Genomic DNA, 15,038 nt, shown 5'->3' with positions numbered 1-15,038 from the left:
TTAGCGCACCCCCATTTCTTGTTGTAATTGATGTAAAAATGCAAAACAATCTGTACCGATATGGATAAAATCGGTTATTCCTGCGTTTCGATAAACTGCTTCATTTTCTTGTTTCCCGGCTATATAAAGTCGAATATCAGCGTTCGAATTTTTTAATTCACTACATAATTCCGGTGCCACTTCGTTGTACGTTTCATCTTTTCCGCAAATAATATAGGTTTGAAGATTCATAGCGTTTGCGCCATCGATTGCCTCTTTTACCGTTAAATATCCTTCGTTTTTCACAATTTGGAAGCCACCCGCTTCAAAGAATCCGGTAATAAAATCAGCTCTCGGTTTATGCTCTGGAATGGGACCTAAATTCAATAAACCAACTTTAGGTCGCTCACCAGAAGTTTGGAGATAGCTTTCAGATGCCTTCCGAAGCTGTTCAAAGTTTTCCGAGATTCTTACTGGTGCGATTCGTTTGATAGAAATAGCTGCTTCTGTGCTTCCTTCTGTTTCTTTTACTTTCGTGATGCTGATTGACTTTTCCTGGATATTTGCATACATATTCGTACCGACTATTTTATCTTTTCGGTGGTTCACATTTTTTTGTCTTTCCTGTAAAACTGACAATATACTCTCTTGAATACTCCCTGCTTTCAAAGATTCAAGCATTCCACCTTGGGATTCGATTTCGTTTAACAGCTCCCATGCTTTTTCTGCCAGTTCATTTGTGATAGTTTCCACATACCAAGAGCCGCCGGCGGGATCAATGATCTTACTTAGGAAGGATTCCTCGCGAAGAATCGCTTGTGTGTTTCTGGCAATTCTTCTTGAAAAAGAATCTGAGTCCTTAATCGGTTCATCAAAAGCTGAAACATGAAGACTATCAATTCCGCCTACAATCGCAGAAAATGCTTCTATCGTCGAGCGGAGCATATTGACATATGGGTCATGAACCGTTTTTGTAAATGCAGATGTTCTTGCATGAATCTGCATTTTTGCTGAATCCTCATTGCCCCCGTATGCTTCAATGATGGTTGTCCAAAGAATTTTTGCAGCCCTTAATTTTGCGATTTCAATAAAAATATTTGAGCCAATTGAAAAAGAAAATGTCATATGTTGTGCAATATCATCTACAGAAAGCCCTCTCTCAAGCAGTTCGCTTAAATACTCAATTCCTGATCCAATTGTAAAAGCAAGTTCCTGAACTGCATTTGCGCCTCCATTATGGTACGGATCGCCTTTTACAAGAATCGTCCTTACACTCGGCTGATGTTCCTTCACCCATTTGACGGATTCCGCTAATTGGTCAAAAGCAGATTCTGGTTTCATAGATAACTGACCTGTTTGAACTAGTATCGCAAGCGGATCTATCCCGATTGTGCCTTGAATGGAATTTGTTTTTTCGTAAGAATTAATTAGTGATAAAAATGGCAATAATTCGGTACCGGCATCTATTAGGAGTGGCGTATTAGATAGCGAGATGCCATCGAATGCCTTTTCGATGTCCTCCATATTATGTAATGCAAGGCCCTCACCCGAGCTATTTTGCGGTTGCAATGTAAAATGAATCATGGTTTGGCCGTTTTGAAGAGCGTCTTTTATTGCAGTGTTAAAAGCATCTGGTGTTTTTACGTCAATTTCCTGACTGACATGCCATGGGCGCTTCACATAACCCGTATGTATTGAACCACGTACCCTTGATCCTTCTCCAGGCATGTCTTTTAGAAATGGTATTTGCTGAACGTCTTCTTTTGTATAAATCGGTTTCAGTGTAATTTTTTCGTAGGTTTTTTTATGTAATTTTTCAATGGGTTTTCCTTTTAATGATTTTTCAGCTTCCTGTTTCCATGTCTCGTAATCTATGGATGGGAAGGTACTATTTTGGTATTCCTTCGATTGCTTCGTCACAAGGCTTCCCCCTTTTTCGAAATCGTTTTCACCTATACATTAATTTTAGTATAGTTAGAAGATTGTCGCAATGAAATAAAAAGAAGACACTGCCTGAGCAATGTCTTTAGTAGATAGATGTATTTTCGTTCGTGGTATTCTCGATGATTTCCTTGACTCGTGCTAAGAAGCGGCCGCATACAAGTCCATCCAATACACGATGATCAAGGGACATACAGAGATTCACCATGTGACGAACGGCAATCATGCCGTCGATGATCACCGGTCGTTGAACGATCGATTCGACCTGTAAAATAGCAGCCTGCGGATAATTAATTATCCCCATTGACTGAACAGATCCAAATGAACCCGTGTTATTCACGGTGAAAGTACCGCCCTGCATATCATCTGCTGAAAGTTTTCCAGTACGAACTTTAGCAGCGAGGTCCGTGATTTCTCTTGCAATCCCTTTGATTGATTTTTCATCAGCGTTCTTAATCACCGGGACAAACAAAGCATCATCGGTGGCAACCGCGATTGAAATATTAATATCCTTCTTCTGGATAATTTTATCCCCGGCCCACATTGAATTAATTTGCGGAAACTCCTTCAAAGCTTGTGCAACAGCTTTGACAAAGAAAGCAAAGAAAGTAAGATTGAAGCCTTCCTTTTGCTTAAACTCATTCTTAAGTGAATTTCTGTATTGAACCATATTTGTAGCATCCACTTCAACCATTGTCCATGCATGAGGAATCTCATGCTTGCTACGAAGCATATTCGCTGCGATTGCTTTTCGAACTCCTGTTACTGGTATTTCAACATCTCCAACCGTTACAGGTACATTAGGTGCTGGGGTTGGCTTAGAAGTTTGTACACTTGTCACCGGTGGGCTGGTAGGTTGAGGTGCCACATTTTCAACTTGCTTTCCTGCTGTCGGAATCTGTCCAGATTCAATTAATTTCTGGAGATCCTTACGGGTAATTCTTCCGCCTGCACCCGTCCCTTGTACCTGTGTAAGATCAATATTATGTTCCTGAGAAAGCTTTAGAACCGCTGGTGAATAACGTAGTTTTTTCGAAGTATCACTTGGTTCAGCAGACATATTCACAGTCTTTTCAGGAGTTTCCTCTTGTAGATTTGCTTGAGGTGTTACTTGTTCAGTTCCACCGCCTGTGGTTTCAATGACACAAATCACTTCACCAACCGCTAGCGTTTCCCCTTCTTCCGCAATTAACTCTTTAATCGTACCTGCAAACGAGGAAGGTACCTCTGCATTTACTTTATCGGTCATCACATCAGCTAAAGGATCGTATTTGTTTACAGTATCCCCAACTGCTACAAGCCATTTACTAATCGTTCCCTCTGTAACACTCTCACCAAGCTGGGGCATTATTATTTTTTCAGTTGCCAATCATAAAACCTCCTCTGAATAGCCAGAACACTTAAAATTCTGCGAGCTCTCTCATAGCCTTTTCTACTTTATCCGGATTTACCATAAAGTATTTTTCCATAGTTGGCGCATATGGCATTGCTGGCACATCTGGGCCGGCAAGTCGTTTGATAGGGGCGTCTAAATCAAATAAGCAATTTTCTGCAATGATAGCAGCAACTTCACCCATAATACTTCCTTCTTTATTGTCTTCCGTTACCAATAAAACTTTACCTGTTTTTGAGGCTGCTTCGATAATCGCTTCTTTATCAAGCGGATATACCGTACGTAAGTCAAGGATATGTGCTTGGATTCCGTCCTTTGCAAGACGCTCTGCAGCCTGTAAAGCAAAATGAACACATAAGCCGTACGTAATAACTGTAATGTCTTCACCCTTACGCTTTACATCAGCCTTACCGATTGGCAATACATAATCGTCCCCAGGAACTTCACCCTTAATTAAGCGATATGCACGTTTATGTTCAAAAAATAATACCGGATCCTCATCACGAATAGCGGCCTTTAGCAAGCCTTTAACATCATAAGGGGTAGAAGGCATCACAATTTTTAAGCCAGGTTGGTTTGCAAATACAGCTTCCACAGATTGTGAGTGGTAAAGTGCGCCATGTACTCCGCCACCATAAGGGGCTCTAATCGTGATTGGGCAACTCCAATCATTGTTTGAACGATATCTAATTTTAGCAGCTTCAGAGATAATTTGATTGACCGCTGGCATAATAAAATCAGCAAATTGCATTTCCGCAATAGGTCTCATGCCATACATCGCCGCACCTATTCCAACACCAGCTATTGCCGACTCAGCTAAAGGAGTGTCCATCACGCGCTGCTCGCCGAATTGCTCATAAAGTCCATTCGTTGCTTTAAATACGCCACCTTTTTTCCCTACATCCTCTCCTAAAATAAACACTTTAGGATCTCGTTCCATTTCTTCACGAATCGCCATTGTTACGGCATCAATATATGAAATTACAGGCATTCTTTTTCCCCCTTACTGTTTACGCATATACATGTTTAAGAGCAGATTCCGGCTCTGCATATGGTGCATTTTCTGCATAATCGGTCGCTTCATTGACAAGTCCTGCAATACGATCTCCAATTTCCTTTTCCTTCGCATCAGTTAAGACGCCAGCTTCCTTTAAATAGTGAGCAAATGAAAGGACTGGATCTTTCTTTTTCGCTTCAGCCACTTCTTCCTGCTCACGATATGCACGATCATCATCATCAGAAGAGTGTGCAGTTAGACGATACGAGATGGTCTCAACTAAGGTCGGTCCTTCGCCACGACGACCTCTATCTGCTGCTTCTTTAACGACCTTATATACTTCTAGTGGGTCATTTCCATCCACTGTTACACCAGGCATTCCATACCCAATGGCACGGTCAGAAATTTTTTCACAGGCTACCTGCTTTTCATATGGAACAGAAATAGCGTATTGATTATTTTCACACATAAAGATGACCGGAAGCTTATGAACTGCTGCGAAATTCGCGCCTTCATGGAAATCTCCCTGATTCGAAGAACCTTCTCCGAACGTCACAAACGAGACTAAATCCTTTCCTTCCATTCTTCCTCCAAGCGCTACACCCACTGCATGTGGAACTTGTGTCGTTACAGGAGATGAACCCGTGACGATACGATTCTTCTTTTGTCCAAAGTGACCAGGCATTTGACGTCCGCCTGAATTCGGATCCTCTGCCTTAGCAAAACCAGAAAGCATTAAGTCTTTTGCAGTCATTCCAAAAGTTAGAACAACCCCCATATCACGGTAATATGGCAATACATAATCCTTTTCGCGATCAAGCGCAAATGCCGCACCTACTTGAGCTGCTTCCTGTCCTTGGCAGGAAATAACGAATGGAATTTTTCCAGCGCGGTTTAACAACCACATTCTTTCATCTATTTTTCTAGCCAGCAGCATTGTTTCATACATTTCAAGAACCGCTTCATCACTTAACCCCAAAGCTTGATGACGATTTTCGGACATGAAAAAACCTCCTTAAAAAATCAAAATGTATTCAATTGGACAACCTCACTATATTAAAAAATATTAATGAAGCGAATAATTTATGCGTGGATTGCCTTACCATCAACAGCTAAGGCAGCTTCCCCAATTGCTTCAGATAATGTTGGATGCGGATGGATCGTGTGTGCAATCTCCCAAGGAGTTGCATCTAGTACTCTCGCTAAACCCGCCTCTGAAATCATATCTGTCACATGCGGTCCAATCATATGAACACCTAGTAAATCATCAGTTGCCTGATCAACCACAAGTTTGACAAACCCATCAGACTCACCAAATACAAGCGCCTTCCCGATTGCTCTAAATGAAAACTTACCTACCTTAACAGTAAATCCTTTTTCTTTTGCTTCTTCTTCTGTAAAACCAACACTTGCAATCTCAGGACTACTGTATACACATTTAGATACGAGCGAATAATCAATTGGTGATGGATTTTCACCTGCAATATGCTCTACTGCGACGATCCCTTCGTGTGATGCTACATGTGCAAGCTGGAAACCTCCAATTACATCACCAATCGCATAAATATGGGATTCCTTTGTTTGGAAAAATTCATTTGTTGTAATATATCCTTTTTCCAAAACAATCTCCGTATTTTCAAGACCAATATTTTCAACATTTGCTTGTCGACCGACAGATACAAGCACCTTTTCAGCTGAAAAAGATTTAGCTTCACCTTTATGCTCAGCCTGGATCGTAATCCCTTCCCCCTTTTCAAGGGTCTCAGGCAAGACTTTCGCTCCAGTGACAAGCTTTACGCCTTTTTTCTTTAGCAAACGCTGCATTTCCTTTGAGATTTCATGATCCTCTGTCGGCAGAATCCGATCTGCATACTCAAGCACGGTTACTTCTACTCCAAAATCATGAAGCATAGATGCCCATTCAATTCCGATCACGCCTCCCCCAACGATGATAATAGACTTTGGAAGAGAATCCATTTGTAGTGCTTCATCAGAAGTTAACACATATTCCCCATCAATTTCGAGTCCAGGTAAAGACCTCGGTCTGGATCCTGTTGCGATGACGACGTTTTTCGGAATCAGCATTTCATTTTCTTCTCCATTGTTCATTTCAACTGAAACAGTTCCAGGAATCGGTGAAAAAATAGACGGTCCTAAAATTCGTCCGAAGCCTTCAATTACATCAATTTTTCCTTGTTTCATTAAATGTTGAACACCTTTATATAACTGTTCAGTGATTTTATTTTTCCGGTCCTGGACCTTTAAAAAATCGAGTGAAACATCCTTCGTGATGACACCGAATTCTTCACTTCTCTTCGTTGTTGCATACACTTCAGCACTTCTTAAAAGAGCTTTACTTGGAATACAACCCGCATGCAAACATGTACCGCCAAGCTTTCCTTTTTCTACAACTGCCACTTTCAGTCCAAGCTGTGATGCACGAATGGCAGCAACATACCCGCCGGTACCGCCGCCCAAAATGACTAAATCGTATTCCTTTGACATGACCTGCTCACCTTCTTAATTCCACTTATTTTAAGACAGGGGCCCAGAGTTGCTTACCGGGGTATTCTTTATCCTTCTCTTCCCCGCGAAGCACACGTAATGCACCCTCTGCTAATGCCTGCAATTCATTTTCACCTGGTTGGATGATGACATCCGCTATCCAATTGACATGGTTCGAAATTTCAGAGATAAATTCATTTCCGTAGGCTAATCCGCCGGTTAAAATGATCGCATCCACACGTCCTGATAGGACTGCACTCGCTGCACCGATTTCTTTGGATATTTGATACGCCATTGCTTTGTAGACTAAACGGGCCTTGTCGTCTCCATTTTCAATCATTTTTTCAACTTCTATTGCATCATTTGTCCCAAGATAACCAACTAATCCGCCTTGACCAACAAGTTTTTTCATAATTTCTTCACGGAAGTACTGACCAGAAAAGCAAAGGTCGATTAAATCCCCTGCAGGAACCGTCCCAGCTCGTTCTGGGCTAAATGGTCCGTCACCATGCAACCCATTATTTACGTCGATCACTTTACCGCGTCTATGAACACCAACTGTAATTCCACCACCCATATGGGTCACGATTAAATTCATTTCTTCATAGGTTTTCCCAAGATTCTTTGCAACTCTTCTTGCAACTGCCTTTTGATTCAAAGCATGAAAAATACTCCTTCTCTCAATCAAATCAAATCCTGAAATTCTAGCAATCGGCTCAAGTTCGTCAACAACGACGGGATCGACAATATATGGCGGAATATTTAACCCAGATGCAATTTCATATGCCAAAATACCCCCAAGATTAGAGGCATGTTGCCCTGCATAACCAATTCGTAAATCATGAAGCATTTCATCATTTACTTTGTAGGTCCCGCCTTGTATCGGCTTTAGTAAGCCACCTCTACCGCAAACAGCATTTAATTTTGAGATATTTATACCCTCATTATCGAGTGTTTCTAGAATGGTTTTTTTTCGAAATTCATATTGATCGATAATATTGTCATATGCCATTAATTCTGATCGGTCATGTCTAATTGTCTTTTCAAAAACAGAACGTTCATTATCATAGACGCCGATTTTCGTTGATGTTGATCCTGGATTAATAACGAGAATCCTGTATTCTTTGTCAAGCAATATTGAAACCTCCAGTACTAGATCCAGTCCTACGGTTGGACAAATGAGGAAAAGCTTAGTCAGCTTTCCCACATTCTCCGTTCAGTTTTAATGTCTAGCTCCGGCGCCTAGCCCCTCGAGGTCACAAGCCAATCGCTTCTGAAGGCAAAGAACGCCTTCTATCAGCGCTCGTCTTGTGCTTGTCGGACTTGCACAGGATGTGCTGACATCGATGTTTGCCACAGGACGTGGCAGTAGTTAGTCGATGTTCCACTCCCAAGGCGCTTGCGCTTTTCTTATTTCCTGCGACTTAAAATGTGGTGCCCGTTTTGTAAAAATTGGCTTCTTGAATTTCTCATTCTCTCAATGCGCTCTTCTGCCAAACGGTCTGCAGCCTGATAGGTTGGAATTCCGTCTCTTTTTGCGATCTCAATGACTTTTTCAATGGTATCGTAAAGCGATTCAACCTTCTTAAGCGCACGCTCTTGATTGTATCCATATAATTCGTCTGCTACATTGATAACCCCGCCAGCGTTAATCACATAATCGGGAGCATAAACAATTCCTAACTCATGAATCATGTCACCATGACGTGGTTCTTTTAGCTGATTATTTGCTGAACCCGCAATAACTCTTGCTTTTAATTGGGGAATCGTTTCATCGTTTACTGTTGCACCTAGTGCACAAGGAGCATAAATGTCACAATCCACACTATAAATCTCGTTGGGGTCTACTGCTTTCGCTCCGAAATCTCTAACAGCACGATCAACAGCTTCTTTATTGATATCAGTTACAATTAAATTTGCGCCTTCTTCGTGAAGGTATTTACAAAGTGTGTACGCTACATTTCCGACTCCTTGAACAGCAACTGTCTTACCTTCGAGTGAGTCAGATCCAAATGCTTCTTTGGCTGCTGCCTTCATTCCGCGATATACACCAAATGCTGTTACTGGAGAAGGATTTCCGGAAGATCCAAACGCAGGTGAAATCCCTGTTACAAAATCAGTTTCTTCGTGGATAATGTCCATATCAGCAACAGTTGTACCCACATCTTCAGCTGTAATATAACGTCCATTAAGTCCTTGAATATATCGTCCAAATGCCCGGAACATTTCTTCATTCTTATCCTTGCGCGGATCACCGATAATAACTGTTTTTCCTCCACCAAGATTTAATCCGGCAGCTGCATTTTTATAGGTCATTCCTCTTGCAAGTCTTAAAGCATCCTCAATTGCTGCTTCCTCTGAAGCATATGTCCACATGCGAGTTCCACCAAGTGCCGGGCCTAATGTTGTATCGTGAATAGCGATAATCGCCTTTAAACCGGATTGTTTGTCCTGACAGAATACCAATTGCTCATAATCAAATTTTTCCATGTAAGAAAAGATTTCCATTGTGTTAGTTCCTCCCCAAGATTGACTAATTAATGATTATTTGTTTGCAGTACATACTGCCAATGCTAATGAGTATAATTTGCTTTTTGCAGTGTCAGCTCTAGAAGTTAAAACAATTGGTGCAGACGCACCTGCAATAATCGCCCCTGCCTCTGCTTTGGCAAAATAAACCAATGATTTATATAATGCATTTCCAACTTCAATTGCTGGAACTAGCAAAATATCAGCCTGTCCAGCTACTGCACTCGTGATTCCTTTGTGCTCAGCTGCATGAGTTGAAATAGCATTATCAAGTGCTAATGGTCCATCAACGATACAGTTTTGAATTTGGCCACGGTGGTTCATTTGGGTTAAAACAGCCGCATCTAGTGTTGCTTGCATCGCTGGATTTACAACCTCAACAGCTGCAATCGGCGCTACTTTTGGCATGTTTATCCCAATTGCATTTGCTACCTTGACCGCATTGTTTAAGATTTGCACCTTTTCCTGAAGCCCAGGCGCTATGTTCATCGCTGCATCTGTTACGATGACAAAGCGATCATAATCAGGGACTTCAAAGACTGCAACATGTGATAGAACTTTCCCAGTACGCAGTCCATATTCTTTATGCAACACAGCACTTAAAATAGTTGATGTTGGGATATTCCCTTTCATTAATACATTTGCTTCTCCAGAATGAACTGCTTTTACAGCATCCTTTGCTGACTCTTCCTGCGAGGGTGAATGTACGACATTCAGTGCTTCACGCCCTGCTGAAAATCCTCTAATTCCAGATAGGATTTGGTCAATTTTTTCTCGATTACCAAACAATAAGAAACGGGCAAGCCCGTGACTAACGGCTTCGACAACTGCTTCAAGGACCTCTTCATCCTCAGCAGCTGCTACCGCAACGGTAACCTGGGTTTGAGCTTTTGCATTATTGATAAGATTCATTAGTTTCATCTGACTTTACCTTCTTTTTAATCAAAGTCCCCTTCACTTAGTTTTATACACTATTTATTCATGCAATTATCGTGCCAACATAAAATAATTGAAAGCGCTTTATTTGGATTACTTTTTCCGAAAATACCTTGCAACATCTTGCATTTTTTGCAATTATTTGCGTGCTCTAATTTGCAAGTTGATATTTTTCCAGCTTATAATATAGACTTCTTAGTGATATCCCTAATGATTTGGCAGCAGCCGTTTTATTTCCGCCATTTAACTCCAATACCTCTGATATAACTTTTGCTTCATATTTTTCCACTAAATCGGATAAAGGAACATCCTTAATTTCAGCTTCTGGTAATGGATCACGATCAGGCGCTTTTTCCGTTTTTTGATGTAGTGGCTGGATATGCTTTACATCAATTAGTCTTTCCTGATAGTTCATAAAGATTACGGCTCTGCCAAGCACATTTTCAAGCTCCCTAACATTACCAGGCCAATCATAACCATATAAATAATGAATTGCTTGTTCCGTTAATCCTTCAACCGTCCGCCCATAATCCTGATTAATTTTAAGCAGCAAATGCTCTGCGAGTGGATGGATATCCTGTTTTCTCATTCGCAGTGATGGAATCTGAATGGGAATTTTATTTATACGATAGTAGAGGTCCTCTCTAAAGGTCCCATTTCCAATTCCTTTTTCTAAATTTACATTTGTAGCGCAAATAATTCGTACGTCAATCGGAATCGACTTCGTTCCCCCGACTCGTCTTATCTCTCTTTCCTGCAAAACTCTAAGTAATTTTGCTTGAGTATTTAATGACAGCTCCCCTATCTCATCTAAGAAAATACTGCCATTGTTCGCTTCCTCAAATATGCCTCGTTTTCCACCGCGCTTTGCTCCTGAAAAAGCCCCTTCTTCATACCCAAAAAGCTCACTTTCTAAAAGTGATTCTGAGATCGCAGCACAGTTGACACGAACAAACTTGTTATATTTTCGCTTACTTTCATTATGTATAGCATGTGCAAATAATTCCTTGCCTGTCCCAGATTCTCCCCTAAGTAAAACAGTAGCTGGAGTTTTTGCTCCAAGTTTTGCCTGTTCAATTGCAAATTCCATTTCTTCTGAGGAACCAATGATATCATCAAATGTGTATTTTGCTTCAAGGGACCGAATGATATGTCTAGCCCGATTCAATTCAGATGTAAGCTGGCTAATTTCAGACACATCGTGTATGACTCCGACACTCCCTTTGAGCCTGCCATCCACTATGACTGGCGCAACATTTACGATCACATCTTTTTTGTAAGGACCCACCTTCATTCGAGCCCCTCTAACAGGTCTTCTCGTCTTCAACACCTGCATGTGCATACTTTCTCCTTCGGAAATATCAGCATTTGCAGGCTTTCCGATGACTTGTTCTTTTTCAAGACCCGTTATTCGGGTGTATGCACGATTTATTAAGATTCCGCGTCCATCCTCATCGACAACAGAAATAGCTTCATCAGAGGATTGGATAATCGCTTCAAGCATGGTTTGTATTTCTTTTAAATTTGTAATTTCTTCAGCAAGCTCTACAACTTCAGTAATATCTTTAAAAACAGCGAATGCACCTAGCAGCATTCCTGATTCATTAACCACCGGTATTCGAGTTGTAATGATTTTTCGTCCATTTTTCAAAACAAATTCCTGGTTAACTTCAATCGCCCTTGTTGAAAGAATTTCAGGTAATCGGCTTTCCGGAATGCATTCGAAAACATGCTTACCGATTGCTTCCTCCTTCGCAACACCAATCATCCTTGATGCACTATTATTTAATAAGATGACTTGGCTATTTATATCAATGACAACCATTCCATCATGGGTTGAATCTAAGATCAAATCGACCATAACTTTCTGCATAACCAAAGACACCTCCCAATCGCAAAGTAGGGTTTTGCAATATTTTACATACCCTCAGTATTCCCTTTGCAAAAAAATGCACACCTTTATAATAACCTGAAACCTCCATCTTGACAAATTTTATTAATAGCTTAAATTAAAAGTAGGCAGTTTTATTTGAAGTACGTGTTCAAAAGGAGGATAAAAAGGACCAAGAAGTTCTAGGCGGTGCAGCTTTGAGTAGCGGAACGTATGCTGTTAATACGTGAGCAGACGATCTTGCACGCCGGAAAAGTGGTTTTCTTTTCCAAGGAACGGAAAAGCAAGCCAACAAAGAAATTCGATGTGTCATTTTTACCGGACTTTTTGAACAACCACTTGAAAGGAATTTTTAATATGCAGCGTATACTAGCACTTATCGTGCTCTTAATACCCGGAATCATTGCTGGGGTTGGGATTAAATTTATGAGGGATATGTTTTTTGGTGTGTTACACAGCCCGATTCCAAACTTAATTCTTCAAGCTATTATCGGTCTAATTTTCTTCCTGGCCGGTTTATCCTTTATCGGTGGTTTCATACTCCATCGCGATCGTAAAAGAAATAAAGTTCAAGACAAATTTAATAAAGAAAGCTCCCCAGCTGGAGAGCAAAATAAATAATCCTGCTTTTTTGAGCAGGATTATTTTTGTCTATTTAATCAAAGCTGCGGCCATTTTCGGATGATCTGTAATAATTGCAGAACAACCATAATCAATGAATTCCTTCATTTTTTTCTCATCATTGATCGTAAACGGACGAACCGCAATTCCATTACGTATTGATTCATCAACGATTTCTTTGTTAATTGTTTGATGATATGGATGGATTCCATTTGTATGAAGGCGTTTTGCATAATCCCAAGGTTCATAAAGACCTTCCATATACAAAATTGCCAAATCAATTGTACTTGATAGTTGTCGACACTTCACTAAACTATAATGATTAAAGCTGGATAAAACAATTCGGTCTTCAAGTCCATAGTCATTAATCATTTTCAAGGTTTTCTCTTCTATGCCCTTATAAGCGACGAGTCCGGTTTTAAATTCAACATTAATTAGCAGCTGGTTTGATTTTGCCCAATCAAACACCTCTTCAAGTGTCGGAATTTCGCATATTCCGTACTGATCCTTAAACTTATAGCTTGCATCCATTTTTTTGAGTTGTTTTAATGTATAATCCTTAACCCAACCCTTATCTTTTCCATTCGTTGTTCGTTTGACGGTTTCATCATGAATGACAACAATGACACCGTCCTTCGTCATCTGAATATCTAATTCAATTCCATCAGCACCGACTCTTGCTGCTTCTTTAAACGAAATCATTGTATTTTCCGGGTGCGTTCCGGCCGAACCCCTATGCCCAAAAATTTTCGTTTTCATCATTGATAATCTCCTTTTTTTGGTATACTTCCATTATAGATTAATTTTATTTAAGGGAGAAAAAAATATGAGACCTTTGCAAATTTCTGCTGAAACAGCATTACGTTTATCTAAAGCATTAAATGTCCCAATTGAACAAATTATGCATATGCCTCAGCATATTCTTGTTCAAAAAATGATGGAACTCGAGAAAAGAGAAGAAGAGAAATAAGAAGAAAATAAATAGCAAAAAATACACCGCTTACGTGATTAGCGGTGTATTTTAATATGAAGTATGAGTTCAACTAATAATTCTTACCCTCTCAAGAAGCCTTGTGCTCAAGACGAAGCTTATCTGCGACCATTGCGATAAACTCGGAATTTGTAGGCTTTGCTTTTGACATACTTACTGTATATCCGAAAAGATTAGAAATAGAATCAATATTGCCACGGCTCCACGCAACTTCAATGGCATGACGAATCGCACGCTCAACGCGGCTTGCAGTTGTATTGAATTTCTTTGCGATATCCGGATAAAGAACCTTTGTGATGGATCCTAATAATTCAATATCATTGTATACCATTGAGATTGCTTCTCTTAAGTATAAATATCCTTTAATATGCGCAGGAACTCCAATTTCGTGAATAATACTTGTGATGTTCGCATCTAGGTTTTTCGGGCTGCTTTCTGGCTGTGTACGGCCAATTGGATTGGATTGATTTCGTTTAATCACTGGAGCAGTCTTTCCACTTACATGACGGATGCGATCTGCAAGGTTTTCCATATCAAATGGCTTTAAAATAAAATAAGCTGCGCCTAAATCGACGGCTTTTTTCGTCACATCCTCTTGACCGAAAGCTGTTAACATAATGACATTGGGTTGTTTTTCAAGATTCAATTCGCGTAACTTTTCTAAAACAGCTAAGCCATCCAGGTGAGGCATAATAATATCTAAAATCAGAACATCCGGCTGTTTATCCTGAAGCATGTTAAGACAATCCTGGCCATTATAAGCTACACCTAAGACTTCTATATCATCTTGGCTAGATAAATATTCGTCAAGTAAATTTACCAGTTCTCTGTTATCATCAACCACACAAACTTGTATTTTCTTCAAATTATTTCCTCCTCAAGCTTAAATCCAGAAAATTTGTATATATTCTTATTCTAAAGAAAGAATTCGACAATGCAATAAGAATTCCTCTATTTTTTTAAAAAAATAGGAAAAATTTATTGAAAAATAAATTATTCTCCATTATACTTAAGTATTCGACTAATTACGCCATAAATTATTGATGAAATTTCGGTTTTGTCGAAAAATCTTTATTTGATTTTATTATATAATCTCCATGAACATTTGGCGATAGAAAATATTAAAAGAAAAGCGCAAGCGCATTGATCAGCCCCGACAAGCACAAGATGAGCGCTGACAAAAAGGCGTTCTTTGCCTTTTCGAAGCGATTAGCTTGTGACCTCGAGGGGCTAGGCGCTTGTGCTAGACAAGAAA

13 protein-coding genes are annotated in these 15,038 nt (G+C 40.1%); 2 read left to right on the top strand and 11 right to left on the bottom strand.

Features of this window, described 5'->3' with window-relative positions:
• From LKW28_RS17510 to LKW28_RS17470, 9 genes are all read right to left on the bottom strand, one after another.
• The gene (locus LKW28_RS17510; protein WP_229141722.1) at positions 1 to 1,899 is read right to left on the bottom strand and encodes a methylmalonyl-CoA mutase family protein; all 1,899 of its coding nucleotides are present in this window, start codon (positions 1,897 to 1,899) and stop codon (positions 1 to 3) included.
• A 106-nt stretch (positions 1,900 to 2,005) separates the two neighbouring features.
• Positions 2,006 to 3,268 (bottom strand): dihydrolipoamide acetyltransferase family protein, encoded by a 1,263-nt coding sequence (locus LKW28_RS17505; protein ID WP_420708902.1) that lies wholly within the window; start codon positions 3,266 to 3,268, stop codon positions 2,006 to 2,008.
• A 52-nt stretch (positions 3,269 to 3,320) separates the two neighbouring features.
• Complete coding sequence (locus LKW28_RS17500) at positions 3,321 to 4,304, bottom strand: alpha-ketoacid dehydrogenase subunit beta (RefSeq protein ID WP_229141719.1); 984 nt, start codon at positions 4,302 to 4,304, stop codon at positions 3,321 to 3,323.
• Between the two features lie 19 nt (positions 4,305 to 4,323).
• Positions 4,324 to 5,313: a thiamine pyrophosphate-dependent dehydrogenase E1 component subunit alpha gene (locus LKW28_RS17495; RefSeq protein WP_229141718.1), complete on the bottom strand. Its 990-nt coding sequence runs from the start codon at positions 5,311 to 5,313 to the stop codon at positions 4,324 to 4,326.
• Positions 5,314 to 5,393: 80 nt separating this feature from the next.
• Complete coding sequence (gene lpdA / locus LKW28_RS17490; RefSeq protein WP_229141716.1) at positions 5,394 to 6,815, bottom strand: dihydrolipoyl dehydrogenase; 1,422 nt, start codon at positions 6,813 to 6,815, stop codon at positions 5,394 to 5,396.
• Positions 6,816 to 6,840: 25 nt separating this feature from the next.
• Positions 6,841 to 7,950, bottom strand: coding sequence for a butyrate kinase (buk, locus tag LKW28_RS17485; RefSeq protein WP_229141715.1), 1,110 nt, complete (start codon positions 7,948 to 7,950; stop codon positions 6,841 to 6,843).
• 275 nt (positions 7,951 to 8,225) lie between these two features.
• Positions 8,226 to 9,323, bottom strand: a complete 1,098-nt coding sequence (bcd, locus tag LKW28_RS17480; protein WP_229141714.1) for a Leu/Phe/Val dehydrogenase — start codon at positions 9,321 to 9,323, stop codon at positions 8,226 to 8,228.
• Between the two features lie 36 nt (positions 9,324 to 9,359).
• A complete protein-coding gene (gene yqiS / locus LKW28_RS17475) occupies positions 9,360 to 10,265 on the bottom strand; it encodes a phosphate butyryltransferase (protein WP_229141712.1) in 906 nt (301 codons plus the stop codon).
• A gap of 166 nt (positions 10,266 to 10,431) precedes the next feature.
• Positions 10,432 to 12,153 carry a sigma-54 interaction domain-containing protein gene (locus tag LKW28_RS17470; RefSeq protein ID WP_229141711.1) on the bottom strand — a complete coding sequence of 574 codons (1,722 nt, stop codon included), beginning with the start codon at positions 12,151 to 12,153 and terminating at the stop codon, positions 10,432 to 10,434.
• A 375-nt stretch (positions 12,154 to 12,528) separates the two neighbouring features.
• On the opposite strand from LKW28_RS17470, the gene LKW28_RS17465 reads away from it, so the two are divergent.
• A complete protein-coding gene (locus tag LKW28_RS17465; RefSeq protein ID WP_229141709.1) occupies positions 12,529 to 12,792 on the top strand; it encodes a DUF2627 domain-containing protein in 264 nt (87 codons plus the stop codon).
• A 30-nt stretch (positions 12,793 to 12,822) separates the two neighbouring features.
• Here LKW28_RS17465 and LKW28_RS17460 read toward each other — a convergent pair whose 3' ends face one another.
• Entirely contained in the window at positions 12,823 to 13,551 is a 729-nt protein-coding gene (locus LKW28_RS17460; RefSeq protein ID WP_229141707.1) for a glycerophosphodiester phosphodiesterase, read from the bottom strand.
• Positions 13,552 to 13,618: 67 nt separating this feature from the next.
• Between LKW28_RS17460 and LKW28_RS17455 the strand changes: the two genes are divergently transcribed.
• Positions 13,619 to 13,762, top strand: a complete 144-nt coding sequence (locus tag LKW28_RS17455) for a YycC family protein (RefSeq protein WP_229141706.1) — start codon at positions 13,619 to 13,621, stop codon at positions 13,760 to 13,762.
• A 91-nt stretch (positions 13,763 to 13,853) separates the two neighbouring features.
• Here the strand turns inward: LKW28_RS17455 and spo0A are convergent, their stop codons facing one another.
• Entirely contained in the window at positions 13,854 to 14,648 is a 795-nt protein-coding gene (spo0A, locus tag LKW28_RS17450) for a sporulation transcription factor Spo0A (protein ID WP_229141705.1), read from the bottom strand.
• Between the last annotated feature and the right edge of the window lie 390 nt (positions 14,649 to 15,038).

The organism is Bacillus sp. REN16 (assembly GCF_020731355.1).
Taxonomy (GTDB): Bacteria; Bacillota; Bacilli; order Bacillales; family Bacillaceae_L; genus Ferdinandcohnia.
Note: the sequence above shows the minus strand (reverse complement) of the source record. Positions and strands in the feature narration are given on the sequence as shown.